General features: G+C 61.7%; 13 protein-coding genes. 10 read left to right on the top strand and 3 right to left on the bottom strand.

Annotated features, from left to right (window positions below; all coding sequences use genetic code 11):
• The 10 genes from TRP66_RS13330 to TRP66_RS13285 form a co-directional block, all read left to right on the top strand.
• On the top strand, nucleotides 1-245 hold a 245-nt coding region (locus tag TRP66_RS13330), incomplete at its 5' end, for a transposase (RefSeq protein WP_333402949.1).
• A 297-nt stretch (nucleotides 246-542) separates the two neighbouring features.
• Nucleotides 543-2,279: an arginine--tRNA ligase gene (gene argS / locus TRP66_RS13325; protein WP_333402947.1), complete on the top strand. Its 1,737-nt coding sequence runs from the start codon at nucleotides 543-545 to the stop codon at nucleotides 2,277-2,279.
• A 1-nt stretch (nucleotide 2,280) separates the two neighbouring features.
• A complete protein-coding gene (locus TRP66_RS13320) occupies nucleotides 2,281-2,979 on the top strand; it encodes an SPOR domain-containing protein (protein ID WP_333402945.1) in 699 nt (232 codons plus the stop codon).
• Nucleotides 2,980-3,154: 175 nt separating this feature from the next.
• Nucleotides 3,155-3,685, top strand: a complete 531-nt coding sequence (hslV, locus tag TRP66_RS13315) for an ATP-dependent protease subunit HslV (RefSeq protein ID WP_333402943.1) — start codon at nucleotides 3,155-3,157, stop codon at nucleotides 3,683-3,685.
• Nucleotides 3,686-3,748: 63 nt separating this feature from the next.
• Nucleotides 3,749-5,086: an HslU--HslV peptidase ATPase subunit gene (gene hslU, locus TRP66_RS13310; protein ID WP_333402941.1), complete on the top strand. Its 1,338-nt coding sequence runs from the start codon at nucleotides 3,749-3,751 to the stop codon at nucleotides 5,084-5,086.
• Nucleotides 5,087-5,191: 105 nt separating this feature from the next.
• The gene (locus tag TRP66_RS13305; RefSeq protein WP_333402939.1) at nucleotides 5,192-5,569 is read left to right on the top strand and encodes a DUF971 domain-containing protein; all 378 of its coding nucleotides are present in this window, start codon (nucleotides 5,192-5,194) and stop codon (nucleotides 5,567-5,569) included.
• A gap of 408 nt (nucleotides 5,570-5,977) precedes the next feature.
• Complete coding sequence (gene phaC, locus TRP66_RS13300) at nucleotides 5,978-7,657, top strand: class II poly(R)-hydroxyalkanoic acid synthase (protein ID WP_333402937.1); 1,680 nt, start codon at nucleotides 5,978-5,980, stop codon at nucleotides 7,655-7,657.
• 46 nt (nucleotides 7,658-7,703) lie between these two features.
• The gene (gene phaZ / locus TRP66_RS13295) at nucleotides 7,704-8,561 is read left to right on the top strand and encodes a poly(3-hydroxyalkanoate) depolymerase (RefSeq protein WP_333402935.1); all 858 of its coding nucleotides are present in this window, start codon (nucleotides 7,704-7,706) and stop codon (nucleotides 8,559-8,561) included.
• 156 nt (nucleotides 8,562-8,717) lie between these two features.
• Nucleotides 8,718-10,403: a class II poly(R)-hydroxyalkanoic acid synthase gene (gene phaC, locus TRP66_RS13290; protein ID WP_333402933.1), complete on the top strand. Its 1,686-nt coding sequence runs from the start codon at nucleotides 8,718-8,720 to the stop codon at nucleotides 10,401-10,403.
• Nucleotides 10,404-10,513: 110 nt separating this feature from the next.
• Nucleotides 10,514-11,128: a TetR/AcrR family transcriptional regulator gene (locus tag TRP66_RS13285; protein WP_333402931.1), complete on the top strand. Its 615-nt coding sequence runs from the start codon at nucleotides 10,514-10,516 to the stop codon at nucleotides 11,126-11,128.
• A 154-nt stretch (nucleotides 11,129-11,282) separates the two neighbouring features.
• Here the strand turns inward: TRP66_RS13285 and TRP66_RS13280 are convergent, their stop codons facing one another.
• From TRP66_RS13280 to TRP66_RS13270, 3 genes are all read right to left on the bottom strand, one after another.
• A complete protein-coding gene (locus tag TRP66_RS13280) occupies nucleotides 11,283-12,038 on the bottom strand; it encodes a phasin family protein (RefSeq protein WP_333402928.1) in 756 nt (251 codons plus the stop codon).
• Nucleotides 12,039-12,048: 10 nt separating this feature from the next.
• Nucleotides 12,049-12,567, bottom strand: coding sequence for a phasin family protein (locus tag TRP66_RS13275; protein ID WP_333402926.1), 519 nt, complete (start codon nucleotides 12,565-12,567; stop codon nucleotides 12,049-12,051).
• A gap of 165 nt (nucleotides 12,568-12,732) precedes the next feature.
• Nucleotides 12,733-13,011, bottom strand: a complete 279-nt coding sequence (locus TRP66_RS13270; RefSeq protein WP_333402924.1) for a polyhydroxyalkanoic acid system family protein — start codon at nucleotides 13,009-13,011, stop codon at nucleotides 12,733-12,735.
• Nucleotides 13,012-13,148 lie beyond the last annotated feature (137 nt).

Raw genomic sequence — 13,148 nt, 5'->3', positions numbered from 1 at the left:
ACGACAGCGGCGCTAAGAACGGGAAGCGCCACATCTACGGTGGGCGGGCGAAACTGCGTCGTGCGGCGTACATGTGCGCGTTGGTGATGGTACGCCATAATGCCGACTTCAAAGCGCGCTATACGCGGCTGCTCGCGAACGGCAAGTGTGCAAAGGTGGCCTTGGTGGCGTGCATGCGGGTGCTGTTGATACGCCTGAACGCCATGGCGCGGGATGGAACCCCGTGGAGGGATCAGCCGGTATGACGACGCCCGGATGAGGCGGGCTGCGCCCGCTCATCGGAGAGAGTCGAAAGACAGTTGGCTCCTACACAGACCGTGGGAGCCAGCTTGCTGGCGATGCGGATACGCAGGGCACGCCTGACACACCGCCTGATCAGGTCTTGCTGCCGCTTTGCGGCAGATCGCGAGCAAGCTCGCTCCTACAGATTGGGGTTTGTGTGGGCGCGAGGCGGTTGGCAATGCGGCGTTCGCAACGGATAATGCAGAGTTTTTCCACCCGCGCATCGAAGCGCTACCGCGCTTGCGGTCGAAGAGAGCATCATGAAAGACACCATTCGCCAGCTGATCCAACAAGCCCTGACCCGCCTCGTATCCGAGGGCGTCTTGCCGGAAGGGCTGACGCCGGCGATTCAGGTGGAGAACACGCGGGACAAGACCCACGGCGATTTCGCCAGCAATATCGCCATGATGCTCGCCAAGCCGGCCGGCATGAAACCGCGTGATCTGGCGGAGAAAATCATCGCCGCGCTGCCAGCTGACGAGCAGGTCAGCAAGGTCGAGATCGCCGGTCCCGGCTTCCTCAACTTCTTCCAGAACACCCAGGCGCTGGCCTCCCGGCTCGACGCCGCGCTGGCCGACCCTCAGCTGTCGGTACGCAAGGCAGGCGCCGCGCAACGGGTAGTCGTCGACCTTTCCGCGCCCAATCTGGCCAAGGAAATGCACGTCGGCCACCTGCGCTCCACCATCATCGGCGACGGCGTCGCCAATGTGCTGGAATTCCTCGGCGACACCGTCATTCGCCAGAACCATGTGGGCGACTGGGGCACCCAGTTCGGCATGCTGCTGGCCTATCTTCAGGAAAAGCCGGCGACCAGCGACGAATTGTCCGACCTGGAGAACTTCTACCGCGCGGCCAAGCAGCGCTTCGACGAGTCCGAAGAATTCGCCGAACGCGCCCGCGCGCTGGTGGTAAAGCTGCAGGCGGGCGATGCCGAATGCCTGGCCTTGTGGACACGCTTCAACGAGATTTCCCTGTCGCACTGCCAGCAGACCTACGAGCGCCTCAACGTCAAGCTGACACCGGCCGACGTGAAAGGCGAAAGCGCCTACAACGATGACCTGGCGAACGTCGTCAGCGACCTCAAGGCCAGCGGCCTTCTGGTCAAGAGCAACGGCGCGCAGTGCGTGTTCCTCGAAGAATTCCGCACCGCCGAAGACACCCCGCTGCCGGTCATCGTGCAGAAGGCTGGTGGCGGCTACCTCTACGCCACCACCGACCTGGCTGCCATTCGTTATCGCAGCGGTGTGCTGAAAGCCGACCGCGTGCTGTACTTCGTCGATCAGCGTCAGGCCCTGCACTTCCAGCAAGTGTTCGAAGTCGCGCGCCGCGCCGGTTTCGTCCATGAAGGCATGCAGCTGGAACACATGGGCTTCGGCACCATGAACGGCGCCGACGGTCGTCCGTTCAAGACCCGTGACGGCGGCACCGTTAAGCTCATCGACCTGCTCAACGAAGCCGAAGAGCGCGCCTATGCGCTGGTCAAGGAAAAGAACCCGCAGACCCCGGAAGACGAATTGCGCGCCATCGCCAGGGCCGTGGGTATCGGAGCGGTGAAGTACGCCGACCTGTCGAAACACCGCACCAGCGATTACAGCTTCAACTTCGACCAGATGCTGAGCTTCGAGGGCAACACCGCGCCTTACCTGCTGTATGCATACACCCGTGTCGCCGGGGTGTTCCGCAAGCTGGGGACGCCTTTCGACGCCACGCAGGGTCGCATCGTGCTGGACGCGCCGCAAGAGCAGGATCTGGCTGCACGTTTGGCGCAGTTCGCCGAAGTATTAAACAACGTGGCCGAAAAAGGCACGCCGCACGTGTTGTGTGCTTATCTGTATGACCTTGCGGGTCTGTTTTCCAGCTTCTATGAAAACTGCCCGATCCTTGGTGCGGAGAATTCCGATCAGCAGCAAAGCCGTCTGCGTCTGGCTGCACTGACCGGCCGCACCCTCAAGCAAGGCCTGGATCTGTTGGGTCTGGAAACTCTGGAGCGTATGTAAGTTGGCAGTTGCGAAGAAGAAACCGGCTCCCAAGCGGGGCGCCAGCCGTTATCAGGCGCCCGCGAAGAAGCCGATCCCAGGATGGGTGTGGTTGGCCGTCGGCCTGACCGTAGGTGCGTTCATTGTCTTTCTGATGAAGCTTGAACCCGGCGGTGCCGATATCAAGCGCGAAAAGGCCGAGGCCAAGGCCGCCGCCAAGATCGCCGAAGCCAACAAGACGCCGCCCAGCCCGACGGCGCCGGTCAAGCCGAAGTACGACTTCTACACGCTGCTGCCGGAATCGGAAGTCATCGTGCCGAACGAAGCCGTACCCGAGAAAACGCCACCGGCCGTAGCGCCGGTTGCGCCGGTGACGCCGGAGCAGGCGGCGAAGATCGACACGGCCCGCGCCCAGGCAGCCCTCAGCGGCCTGACACCTCCACCGGCGCCACCGGTGGCGACCAACAAGCCCGCACCGGTCACCACCTTCGTGCTGCAGGCCGGCTCGTTCCGCAAACAGGCCGATGCCGACAAGGTTCGGGCACAGATCATCATGTTGGGTCAGAGCGCCAACGTGGAATCCGGCACGGTGAAGGACGAAACCTGGTACCGCGTGATGGTCGGGCCGTTCAGCAACCGTGAGCAATTGACCACCGCGCAGAAACAACTGGCGGCTGGCGGGTTCAATAATTTGTTGTTGCAGCAGCGGCAGGGGCGTTGATAACGTCCCCATGCGTCCTATCGCCAGCAAGCTGGCTCCTACGCGCATTGATGCTGTAGGAGCCAGCTCGCTGGCGATGAAACACCATTCATCCCCCACGGTTGAAATAACCACACCCACCCCCATATGTGTCTCCATCAGGGCATTTTCGCCCCGCTGCGTGGAGACTCTCCCCTTGACCACCATCGTTTCAGTGCGCCGCCACGGCAAAGTCGTCATGGCCGGCGACGGCCAGGTTTCCCTGGGCAACACCGTCATGAAAGGCAACGCCAAGAAGGTTCGTCGCCTGTACCACGGTGAAGTGATTGCCGGATTCGCTGGCGCTACCGCCGATGCTTTCACCCTCTTCGAGCGCTTCGAAGGCCAGTTGGAAAAACACCAGGGCCATCTGGTTCGCGCTGCCGTCGAGCTGGCCAAGGACTGGCGTACCGACCGTTCCCTGAGCCGTCTCGAAGCCATGCTCGCAGTCGCCAACAAGGACGCCTCGCTGATCATTACCGGTAACGGCGATGTCGTGGAGCCTGAAGACGGCCTGATCGCCATGGGCTCGGGCGGTGCGTTCGCCCAGGCCGCCGCCCGCGCGCTGATGCTCAAGACCGAGCTGTCGGCCCGCGAGATCACCGAGACTGCCCTGCACATTGCCGGCGACATCTGTGTGTTCACCAACCACAACATCACCATCGAGGAGCAGGACCTCGCCGAATAAGCCTGCACGTCACCCCTGTATCGGCCGTGCCGGCTTCATTTCATTCAGAGGATCGTATTCATCATGTCCATGACTCCCCGCGAAATAGTCCATGAACTCAATCGCCATATCATCGGCCAGGACGATGCCAAGCGCGCCGTAGCCATCGCGCTGCGTAACCGCTGGCGCCGCATGCAGCTTCCCGAAGAGCTGCGCGTCGAAGTAACGCCCAAGAACATCCTGATGATCGGTCCGACCGGCGTCGGCAAGACCGAAATCGCCCGTCGTCTCGCCAAACTGGCGAACGCACCTTTCCTCAAGGTCGAAGCCACCAAGTTCACTGAAGTCGGCTATGTAGGCCGCGATGTCGAGTCGATCATCCGTGATCTGGCCGACGCCGCGATCAAGCTGCTGCGCGAACAGGAAATCGTCAAAGTCCGTCATCGCGCTGAAGACGCCGCCGAAGACCGCATTCTCGATGCACTGCTGCCTCCGGCTCGTGGTGGTTTCAACGAAGAGCCGGCGACTGGCAGCGACTCCAACACCCGTCAGCTGTTCCGCAAGCGCCTGCGCGAAGGCCAGCTGGATGACAAGGAAATCGAAATCGAGGTCAACGAGAACGTTGGCGTCGACATTTCCGCGCCGCCGGGCATGGAAGAAATGACCAACCAGCTGCAGAGCCTGTTCGCCAACATGGGCAAGGGCAAGAAGAAGAGCCGCAAGCTCAAGGTCAAGGAAGCGCTCAAGCTGGTGCGCGACGAAGAAGCCAGCCGTCTGGTCAACGACGAGGAGCTGAAGGTCAAGGCACTGGAAGCGGTCGAGCAGCATGGCATCGTGTTCATCGACGAAATCGACAAGGTCGCCAAGCGCGGCAACACCGGCGGCGCCGATGTGTCCCGCGAAGGCGTGCAGCGCGACCTGCTGCCGCTGATCGAAGGCTGCACCGTCAATACCAAACTGGGCATGGTCAAGACCGACCATATCCTGTTCATCGCTTCCGGCGCGTTCCACTTGAGCAAGCCGAGCGATCTGGTGCCTGAGCTGCAAGGTCGTCTGCCGATTCGCGTGGAGCTCAAGGCCCTGACGCCGCAGGACTTCGAGCGCATCCTCAGCGAGCCGCACGCGTCCTTGACCGAGCAATACCGCGAGCTGCTCAAGACCGAAGGTCTGAACATCGAGTTCAAGCCCGACGGCATCAAGCGCTTGGCCGAGATCGCCTGGCAGGTCAACGAGAAGACCGAAAACATCGGTGCCCGTCGTCTGCACACCCTGCTCGAACGCCTGCTCGAAGAGCTGTCGTTCAGCGCCGGTGATCTGGCGAGCAGCCCGGACGCCGCCGCCATCAGCATCGACGCCGACTACGTCAACAGCCACCTGGGCGAGCTGGCGAACGACGAAGATCTGTCGCGCTATATTCTGTAAACCCGCTCCGGGACCACGAAGCTGCAAGCGGGGAAACCTGCTTGCAGCTTTTTACATTCCGCGTCTGGCTTGAAGCCCGACGCTCGCGCCTTTAAGCTGCGACTCATGACTCGACTTCCGACTGCCATCCAGCTGCACAAGGCCTCCAAGACCCTGACGCTGAAATACGCGCCCGGCGAGGAGTACCATTTGCCTGCCGAGTTTTTGCGAGTGCATTCGCCGTCCGCCGAGGTGCAGGGGCACGGCAATCCGATCCTGCAGTTCGGCAAGCTGGGCGTCGGCATCAGCCAGGTCGAACCGGCCGGGCAGTACGCGCTGAAAATCACCTTCGACGACGGTCACGACAGCGGCCTGTTCACCTGGGACTACCTGTACGAGCTGGGAAAACGTCAGGACGCGTTGTGGGAAGATTACTTGCAGGAACTCAAGAAGGCCGGCAAGTCCCGCGATCCTTCGGAGCAAGTCATCAAGCTGATGCTGTAACCGGTCACTCGTCAGTCCGCAGGTTCTCCGACATCCGCCCGGTCGATCCATGCTCGTCTCATCCGGCCGCCCTGGCCCGCCGCCTGCCGTTTTAGAACGCACTTTCTAATCGATTTTGTTTCAATGTTCCGCGCAGCGGTCAATGACTGGCCCTGCTTGCGAATTAATGGAATCTCGCGTAACCAATGACTTTGTCAGTTTCCAGCATCGCCCTGATGCGGACAGCCGTTTGCAAAGCCGTGGTCACGTGAAGCGCAGCTGTTCAGGCGCCTTCGCGGTAGCTTGCAAAAATTCCGGAAATTGACTGGCAACCATCATCGGTCACACGAGCAGTAGTACCGGCACTTCGCCTGGGTCACTGGTCACAGGCAGCCGTCGGTACTCGTCTCGGACAATGGAGCGTCGTAGATGAGTAGCAAGAACAACGATGACCTGCAGTTGCAAGCCTCTGAACACACCTTGAGCCTCAATCCGGTGGTAGGCCTGCGCCGCAAGGATTTGCTGACCACCGCTCGCATCGTTCTGCGCCAGGCGCTCAGGCAGCCTGTCCACAGCCTGCGGCACGTCGTCCATTTCGGCGCCGAGCTGGGCAACGTCCTGCTAGGCAGATCCGAACTACGGCCCACGGCGGACGACCGACGTTTTGCCGATCCCGCCTGGAGCCACAACCCGCTGTATCGACGCTATTTGCAGATCTACCTCGCCTGGCGTGCCGAGCTGCACGAATGGGTGGGCAACAGCAACCTGACGCCGCAAGACATCAGCCGCGGTCACTTCGTGATCAATCTGCTGACCGAGGCGATGTCGCCGACCAACTCGGCGGCCAATCCGGCGGCGGTGAAGCGCTTTTTCGAAACCGGCGGCAAGAGCATGCTCGACGGGCTTTCGCATCTGGCGAAGGATCTGGTGCACAACGGCGGCATGCCCAGCCAGGTGAACATGGATGCCTTCGAGGTCGGCAAGAACCTGGGCACCAGCGAAGGCGCGGTGGTGTTTCGCAATGACCTGCTGGAGCTGATCCAGTACAAGCCCCTGACCGAACAGGTTCACGAACGTCCGTTGCTGGTCGTCCCGCCGCAGATCAACAAGTTCTACGTGTTCGACCTGAGCCCCGAGAAGAGCCTGGCGCGCTTCTGCCTGAGCAGTCAGGTGCAGACCTTCATCATCAGTTGGCGTAACCCCACCAAGGCGCAGCGCGAGTGGGGCCTGTCGACCTACATCGAAGCACTCAAGGAAGCTGTGGACGTGGTGACCGAAATCACCGGCAGCCCGGACATCAACATGCTCGGCGCCTGTTCCGGCGGAATCACCTGCACCGCTCTGCTCGGGCATTACGCCGCGCTGGAGCAGCAGAAAGTGCACGCCATGACCCTGCTGGTCAGCGTGCTGGACACCACGCTGGAAACCGAAGTCGCGCTGTTCGTCGACGAGCAGACGCTGGAAACCGCCAAGCGCCGTTCCTATCAGGCCGGCGTTCTGGAAGGTCGCGACATGGCCAAGGTGTTTGCCTGGATGCGTCCCAACGATCTGATCTGGAACTACTGGGTCAACAACTACCTGCTGGGCAACGAGCCGCCGGTGTTCGACATCCTGTTCTGGAATAATGACACCACGCGCCTGCCGGCCGCGTTTCACGGCGACCTGATCGAGATGTTCAAGAACAACCCGCTCGTACGTCCCAACGCGCTGGAAGTCTGCGGCACGCCGATCGACCTCCAGCAGGTCAAGGCCGACGTATTCTGCCTTGCCGGTACCAACGACCACATCACCCCGTGGCAGTCCTGCTACAAATCGGCGCGGCTGTTTGGCGGCAACACCGAGTTCGTGCTGTCCAGCAGCGGGCACATCCAGAGCATCCTCAACCCGCCGGGCAACCCCAAGGCGCGATTCATGACCAACCCGGAGCTTCCGGTTGATCCACTGGAATGGCAGGAAAACGGCACCAAGCATACCGATTCGTGGTGGCTGCACTGGCAGGCATGGCAGACCCAGCGTTCCGGTGATCTGAAAAAAGCGCCCAAAGTGCTGGGCAACAAAACGTATCTGGCCGGGGAAGCTTCGCCAGGCACTTACGTCCACGAACGCTAGTATCAGGTCGGCTTGGTCAGCGGTTTCAACGAACAGGGCCCCGCGAATGCCTCAACCCTTTGTATTTCGTTCCATCGACCTGGACGGTCACACGATCCGCACCGCCGTGCGACCGGGCAAAAGCCACCTGACACCCTTGCTGATCTTCAACGGCATCGGTGCCAACCTGGAGCTGGTGTTCCCCTTCGTGGACGCGCTGGACCCGGACCTGGAAGTCATTGCCTTCGATGTACCGGGCGTGGGCGGCTCTTCCACACCCAGCCTGCCCTACCGTTTTCCGGGGCTGGCGAAGCTGGCGGCACGCATGCTCGATTATCTGGACTTCGGTCAGGTCAACGCGATCGGCGTGTCCTGGGGCGGCGCGCTGGCGCAGCAGTTCGCCCACGATTACCCCGAGCGCTGCAAGAAGCTGGTGCTGGCCGCCACCTCGGCCGGCGCGGTGATGGTGCCGGGCAAGCCGCGCGTGCTGTGGCTCATGGCAAGTCCCCGACGTTATATCCAGCCGTCCCATGTGATCAGGATCGCGCCGGAAATCTACGGCGGCGCCTTTCGTCGCGATCCTTATCTGGCTGCCAACCACGCCGCGAAAGTACGTTCGTCGGGCAAGCTGGGCTACTACTGGCAACTGTTCGCCGGCATGGGCTGGACCAGCATCCACTGGCTGCACAAGATTCAGCAGCCCACGCTGGTGCTGGCCGGCGACGACGACCCGCTGATTCCCCTGGTGAATATGCGTCTGCTGGCTTGGCGAATACCCAATGCGCAGCTACACATAATCGATGACGGCCATCTGTTCCTGATCACCCGGGCCGAGGCCGTCGCGCCCATCATCATGGGTTTTCTGCAGCAGGAACGGCAGCGCGCCGTCATGCATCCGCAACCGCTGCCACCCAAGACCCGCTGAGCGGGTCTGTCGTCTCCGCAACGCGGGAGAACCGAAAAAGCAACGACGACTGTGCCGACAGACAGGAATTCGGATGGCACAGAACCGCGCAGGCCCGTCGACCACGGGCCTGCGCCATTCCATGGGCTGATGGCTTTACGAAGGAGTGTTGCCCTCATGCGAAAAGAAACAATGGTGGCAGGCGATTCGCTGCCGGCCACCTATATCAATGCGCAAAGCGCAATCACCGGCTTGCGCGGCCGTGACCTGCTGTCGACCCTGCGCGCCGTCGCGGTCCAAAGCTGGCGCCACCCGTTTCGCAGTGCCCGCCGCGCCCTGGCGCTGAGCAATCAGGTCGGCCGCGTGATGTTGCTTGGCGAAACGCCCTACCCGCCCAATCCGCGCGACAGCCGTTTCGCCGACCCGACCTGGAGCCTCAACCCGCTGTACCGCCGCGGCTTGCAGGTCTATTTAAGCTGGCAGCATCAGATCAAGCAGTGGATCGACGAGAGCGATCTGTCGAGAGATGATCGCGCGCGGGCGCATTTCCTGTTCGCGCTGATCAACGACGCCGTGTCGCCGACCAATACTCTGCTTAACCCCTTGGCGATCAAGGCTCTGTTCGACTCCGGCGGGACCAGCCTGCTCAAAGGTCTGCGGCACATGGCCGACGACCTTCTGCACAATAACGGCCTGCCACGCCAGACCACCCGCGATGCGTTCGAGATCGGCCGGACCCTGGCGACCACGCCCGGCGCGGTGGTGTTTCGCAACGAGATGCTGGAGCTGATCCATTACAGGCCGATGAGCGAGAAACAGTTCGCTCGCCCGCTGCTGATCGTGCCGCCGCAGATCAACAAGTTCTATATCTTCGATCTGAGCCCCAGCAACAGCTTCGTGCAGTACGCCTTGAAGAACGGCCTGCAAACCTTCGTCATCAGCTGGCGCAATCCAGACGTGCGGCATCGCGAGTGGGGTCTTTCGAGCTACGTGGAAGCGGCCGAAGAAGCGATGAACGTCTGCCGGGCCATCACCGGCGCGCGCGAAGTGAACCTGGTGGGCGCCTGCGCCGGAGGTCTGACCATCGCCGCGCTGCAAGGCCACCTGCAGGCCAAGCGTCAGATACGCCGGGTTGCCAGCGCGACCTACATGGTCAGCCTGCTGGATGCACAGATCGAAAGCCCGGCGACGCTGTTCATCGACGAGCAGACGCTGGAAGCCGCCAAGCGTCGTTCGTATCAGCGTGGCGTGCTGGACGGCAGCGACATGGCGCGAGTCTTCGCCTGGATGCGGCCGAACGATCTGATCTGGAGCTACTGGATCAATAACTATCTGCTGGGCAAGGCGCCGCCCGCGTTCGACATTCTCTACTGGAACAACGATACGACACGGCTGCCGGCGGCGTTGCATGGCGATCTGCTGGATTTCTTCAAACACAACCCGCTGGCCCGCCCGAACGCTCTGGAAGTGTGCGGCACGCCCATCGACCTGCAGAAAGTCACAGTGGACAGTTTCAGCATTGCCGGCATCAACGACCACATCACGCCATGGGACTCGGTGTATCGCTCGACGCTGCTGCTGGGCGGTGAGCGACGCTTCCTGCTGTCCAACAGCGGTCACGTGCAAAGCATCCTCAATCCGCCGGGCAACCCCAAATCGCATTACGTGGAACACAGCCGGCTGAGCAGTGACCCACGAGCCTGGTACTACGATGCCAAACAGCAGGATGGCAGCTGGTGGCCGACCTGGCTGAAGTGGATTCAGGAGCGTTCCGGGGCCGAGCGCCCTGCCAGCACGCAACTGGGCAACGCCAGTTTCGCACCGATGGAAGCTGCGCCCGGCACCTACGTACACGTGCGTTGACCGAGTCGCTTCCGACAGACCCGGCCATTTCAAGGGCGTCACTGCTTGCAGTCGCCCTTGCCCGCCCCTGCTGCGAGTGCCGGAAACCCCAGATCAGACAAGAAGACCGGATGAAGACCCGCGACCGTATCCTTGAATGTGCGTTGAATCTGTTCAATCAGGAAGGCGAGCCGAATGTTTCGACACTGGAAATCGCCAATGAAATGGGCATCAGCCCCGGAAACCTCTATTACCACTTCCACGGCAAGGAACCGCTGGTGCTGGGGCTGTTCGAGCGTTTCCAGAGCGAACTGACACCGCTGCTCGACCCTCCCGCCAGCGCCCGGCTCAGGGCCGAGGATTACTGGCTGTTTTTGCACCTGATCGTGGAGCGCGTGGCCCATTACCGGTTTCTGTTCCAGGACCTGTCCAATCTGGCCGGCCGCTTGCCCAAACTCGCGCGAGGCGTGCGCAACCTGCTCAATTCCCTCAAGCGGACGCTGGCTTCGCTGTTGGCGCATCTGAAATCCCAGGGGCAGGTCGCCAGCGAGACCCAGGCGCTCGGGCAACTGGTGGAGCAGGTCACCATGACATTGCTGTTTTCGCTGGATTACCAGCGGATTCTGGGGCGCGAGCCGGAAGTGCGGATAGTCGTGTACCAGATCATGATGCTGGTCGCGCCGCATCTGGTGCCTGCGTCGGGGCAAGCGGTGCAAGCGGTGGCGATGGAATATCTGAACCGCTGACGTGGTTTGGGGGTTTTGCTGCCGCTTCGCGGCAGATCGCCAGCAAGCTGGCTCCCACTGACCGCGCAAACCTGTGGGAGCCAGCTTGCTGGCGATGCGGTCTGCCTGACTGCCGCATCGCCACCAAGGTGGCTCCTACGGGCGGGCGGGGGGATCAACCCGCCGGCGTAGCCGCCGCGTTGTCGTCCGCTGCGCTGCCCGCCGCTGGTTCAGCCGGTTTTGGCGCGGCTTTCGGGGCGGTCTTGCGGGTGGCCGGTTTTTTCGTGCTGGCAGACTTGGCGGTGGAACGCGCCTTGCTCGCGGTACTCGAAGCCGCCTTGCTGACCGCCTCGACCGGCTTGGCGGCGGCTTTTTTCACCGCAGGTTTGGCAGCGGCGGTCTTCTCGGCCGCTTTGTCGGCGGCCTTGGCAACGGTCTTCGCAGTGGCTCTGGTCAGCGGCTTGGCGACATTACGCGGCGCGGCTTCGATCTGACGTGGCTCCACGGGCTGGACCCGCTCGCCGGTGATCTGCTCGATCTGCCGGGTCAAATCGTCTAGCTTGGCATGCAGTGCCTGCACTTCATGACGACTCGGCACGCCGAGGCGCGAAATGGCGCTGTTCAGGCGCTTGTCGAACGCGCTTTCCAGCTCGTTCCACTTGCCAAGGGCCATGCCCTTGACGTCGCCGACCCGGGATCTGGCCTTCTTGCTCGCATCCTTCACTTCGTCGAGCTGTTTCTCGGCCTCGGCCTTGGTCTGCTGCTCGGCCTTCTCGCCATCCTTGACCAAAGATTCGAACAGCTTGCTGCCGTCGTTGCTGATCTTCGAGTACGCCCCCAGGCCAGCCAGCCAGATCTGCCGGGAGTACTTTTCGACTTCGCCGATCCAGGAGCTGCTGTCGTTCTTGTCCGCCTTGTTCTTGCCAGCCATCCCGTTCTCCTTATTGTCCAGGCTCGGAACCCTTGCCGTGCTCGGCATGATGCTCATGGTCGGCGTGTTCGATCTTCTTGGGCTCGGAGCGCTCAAGCTTCTTCGGGCCTACGCGTTCAAGCAACGCCGTGAGTTCATCGAGCTTAGCAGAGAGCAAATCCACGTCGCGCTTGGACGGGATGCCGACACGGTTCAGGGCGCGGGCGACACGGCGATCGAAAGCGGTTTCGATGCGACCCAGTTTGCCTTCGACACGATTCACCACGCCGGTCACTTCGCCGCGTACCGAATCGATCTCGCTGTTGGCCGCTTCCATTTTTTCGTCGAGGGCTTTCTTGGCGTCCTTCTCGACCTTCTCGCCAGTCTTGATCAGCTCGCGGACGTATTCAGTGCCTTCCTGGTTGACCTTGGAGTACGCCCCCAGCCCTGCCAGCCAGATCTTGCGGGCATACTGCCGGACCTCGGTGAATGTGCTGGTCGTCTCTTCTTCGATTTTTCTCTTTGCGCTCGCCGCATTGGTTCTGGCCATGGTGCACCCCACTCTCGAAAGTTGAAGGACCGCCCCGGACGGGGCATGAGCGCAAAATTACGGAGAAAAATTAGAACGTACACCCTAGAGTGGTTGGATCGGCGACAGCGCGGATCGGCAGCAGCGCCGGATCGCCAGCAAGCTGGCTCCTACACGTGATCAGCGTCACGCAGCCAGGGCTTTATCCAGCACCCGCTCGATTTCCGACTTGATCGTGGAGCTCATGGTCGAGAGCATGAAATTCAGCTCGATGGTGACCAGGATCAGTGCTTCCTGAACGTCGACCTGCCCCTTGGCGCCCTTGCCTTCGAGCTTCACGGTGTCGCCTTCCCACTCGTGGGCGAGGCCAAGCTTGTCGGACAGTTTGCGGACCATCTTGTCGGCCCTCTCCCGCGCTTCGGCATGACCCAGGGTGTGAGCGCGTTCAACGGTGATTTTCGCCATGGGGAGTTCCTTGATCGTCGGATGAAATGCGGCGCAACTATATACATCCGCCCGCATCCAAGAAAGCGGTGACGGTGAGCCTTGTCAAGACAAAGACCGTCCCGGCGATTAGAATGGCCCGCATTCTATTCCGGTGA

The sequence above is a fragment of the Pseudomonas sp. JDS28PS106 genome (assembly GCF_036706555.1).
Taxonomy (GTDB): Bacteria; Pseudomonadota; Gammaproteobacteria; order Pseudomonadales; family Pseudomonadaceae; genus Aquipseudomonas.
Note: the sequence above shows the minus strand (reverse complement) of the source record. Positions and strands in the feature narration are given on the sequence as shown.

Bases quoted from the DNA above. Each gene is read 5' to 3' on its own strand.
- argS (WP_333402947.1), top strand. From the start codon at position 543: ATGAAAGACACCATTCGCCAGCTGATCCAACAAGCCCTGACCCGCCTC.
- hslU (WP_333402941.1), top strand. From the start codon at position 3,749: ATGTCCATGACTCCCCGCGAAATAGTCCATGAACTCAATCGCCATATC.
- TRP66_RS13305 (WP_333402939.1), top strand. From the start codon at position 5,192: ATGACTCGACTTCCGACTGCCATCCAGCTGCACAAGGCCTCCAAGACC.
- phaC (WP_333402937.1), top strand. From the start codon at position 5,978: ATGAGTAGCAAGAACAACGATGACCTGCAGTTGCAAGCCTCTGAACAC.
- phaZ (WP_333402935.1), top strand. From the start codon at position 7,704: ATGCCTCAACCCTTTGTATTTCGTTCCATCGACCTGGACGGTCACACG.
- phaC (WP_333402933.1), top strand. From the start codon at position 8,718: ATGCGAAAAGAAACAATGGTGGCAGGCGATTCGCTGCCGGCCACCTAT.
- TRP66_RS13285 (WP_333402931.1), top strand. From the start codon at position 10,514: ATGAAGACCCGCGACCGTATCCTTGAATGTGCGTTGAATCTGTTCAAT.
- TRP66_RS13280 (WP_333402928.1), bottom strand. From the start codon at position 12,038: ATGGCTGGCAAGAACAAGGCGGACAAGAACGACAGCAGCTCCTGGATC.
- TRP66_RS13275 (WP_333402926.1), bottom strand. From the start codon at position 12,567: ATGGCCAGAACCAATGCGGCGAGCGCAAAGAGAAAAATCGAAGAAGAG.
- TRP66_RS13270 (WP_333402924.1), bottom strand. From the start codon at position 13,011: ATGGCGAAAATCACCGTTGAACGCGCTCACACCCTGGGTCATGCCGAA.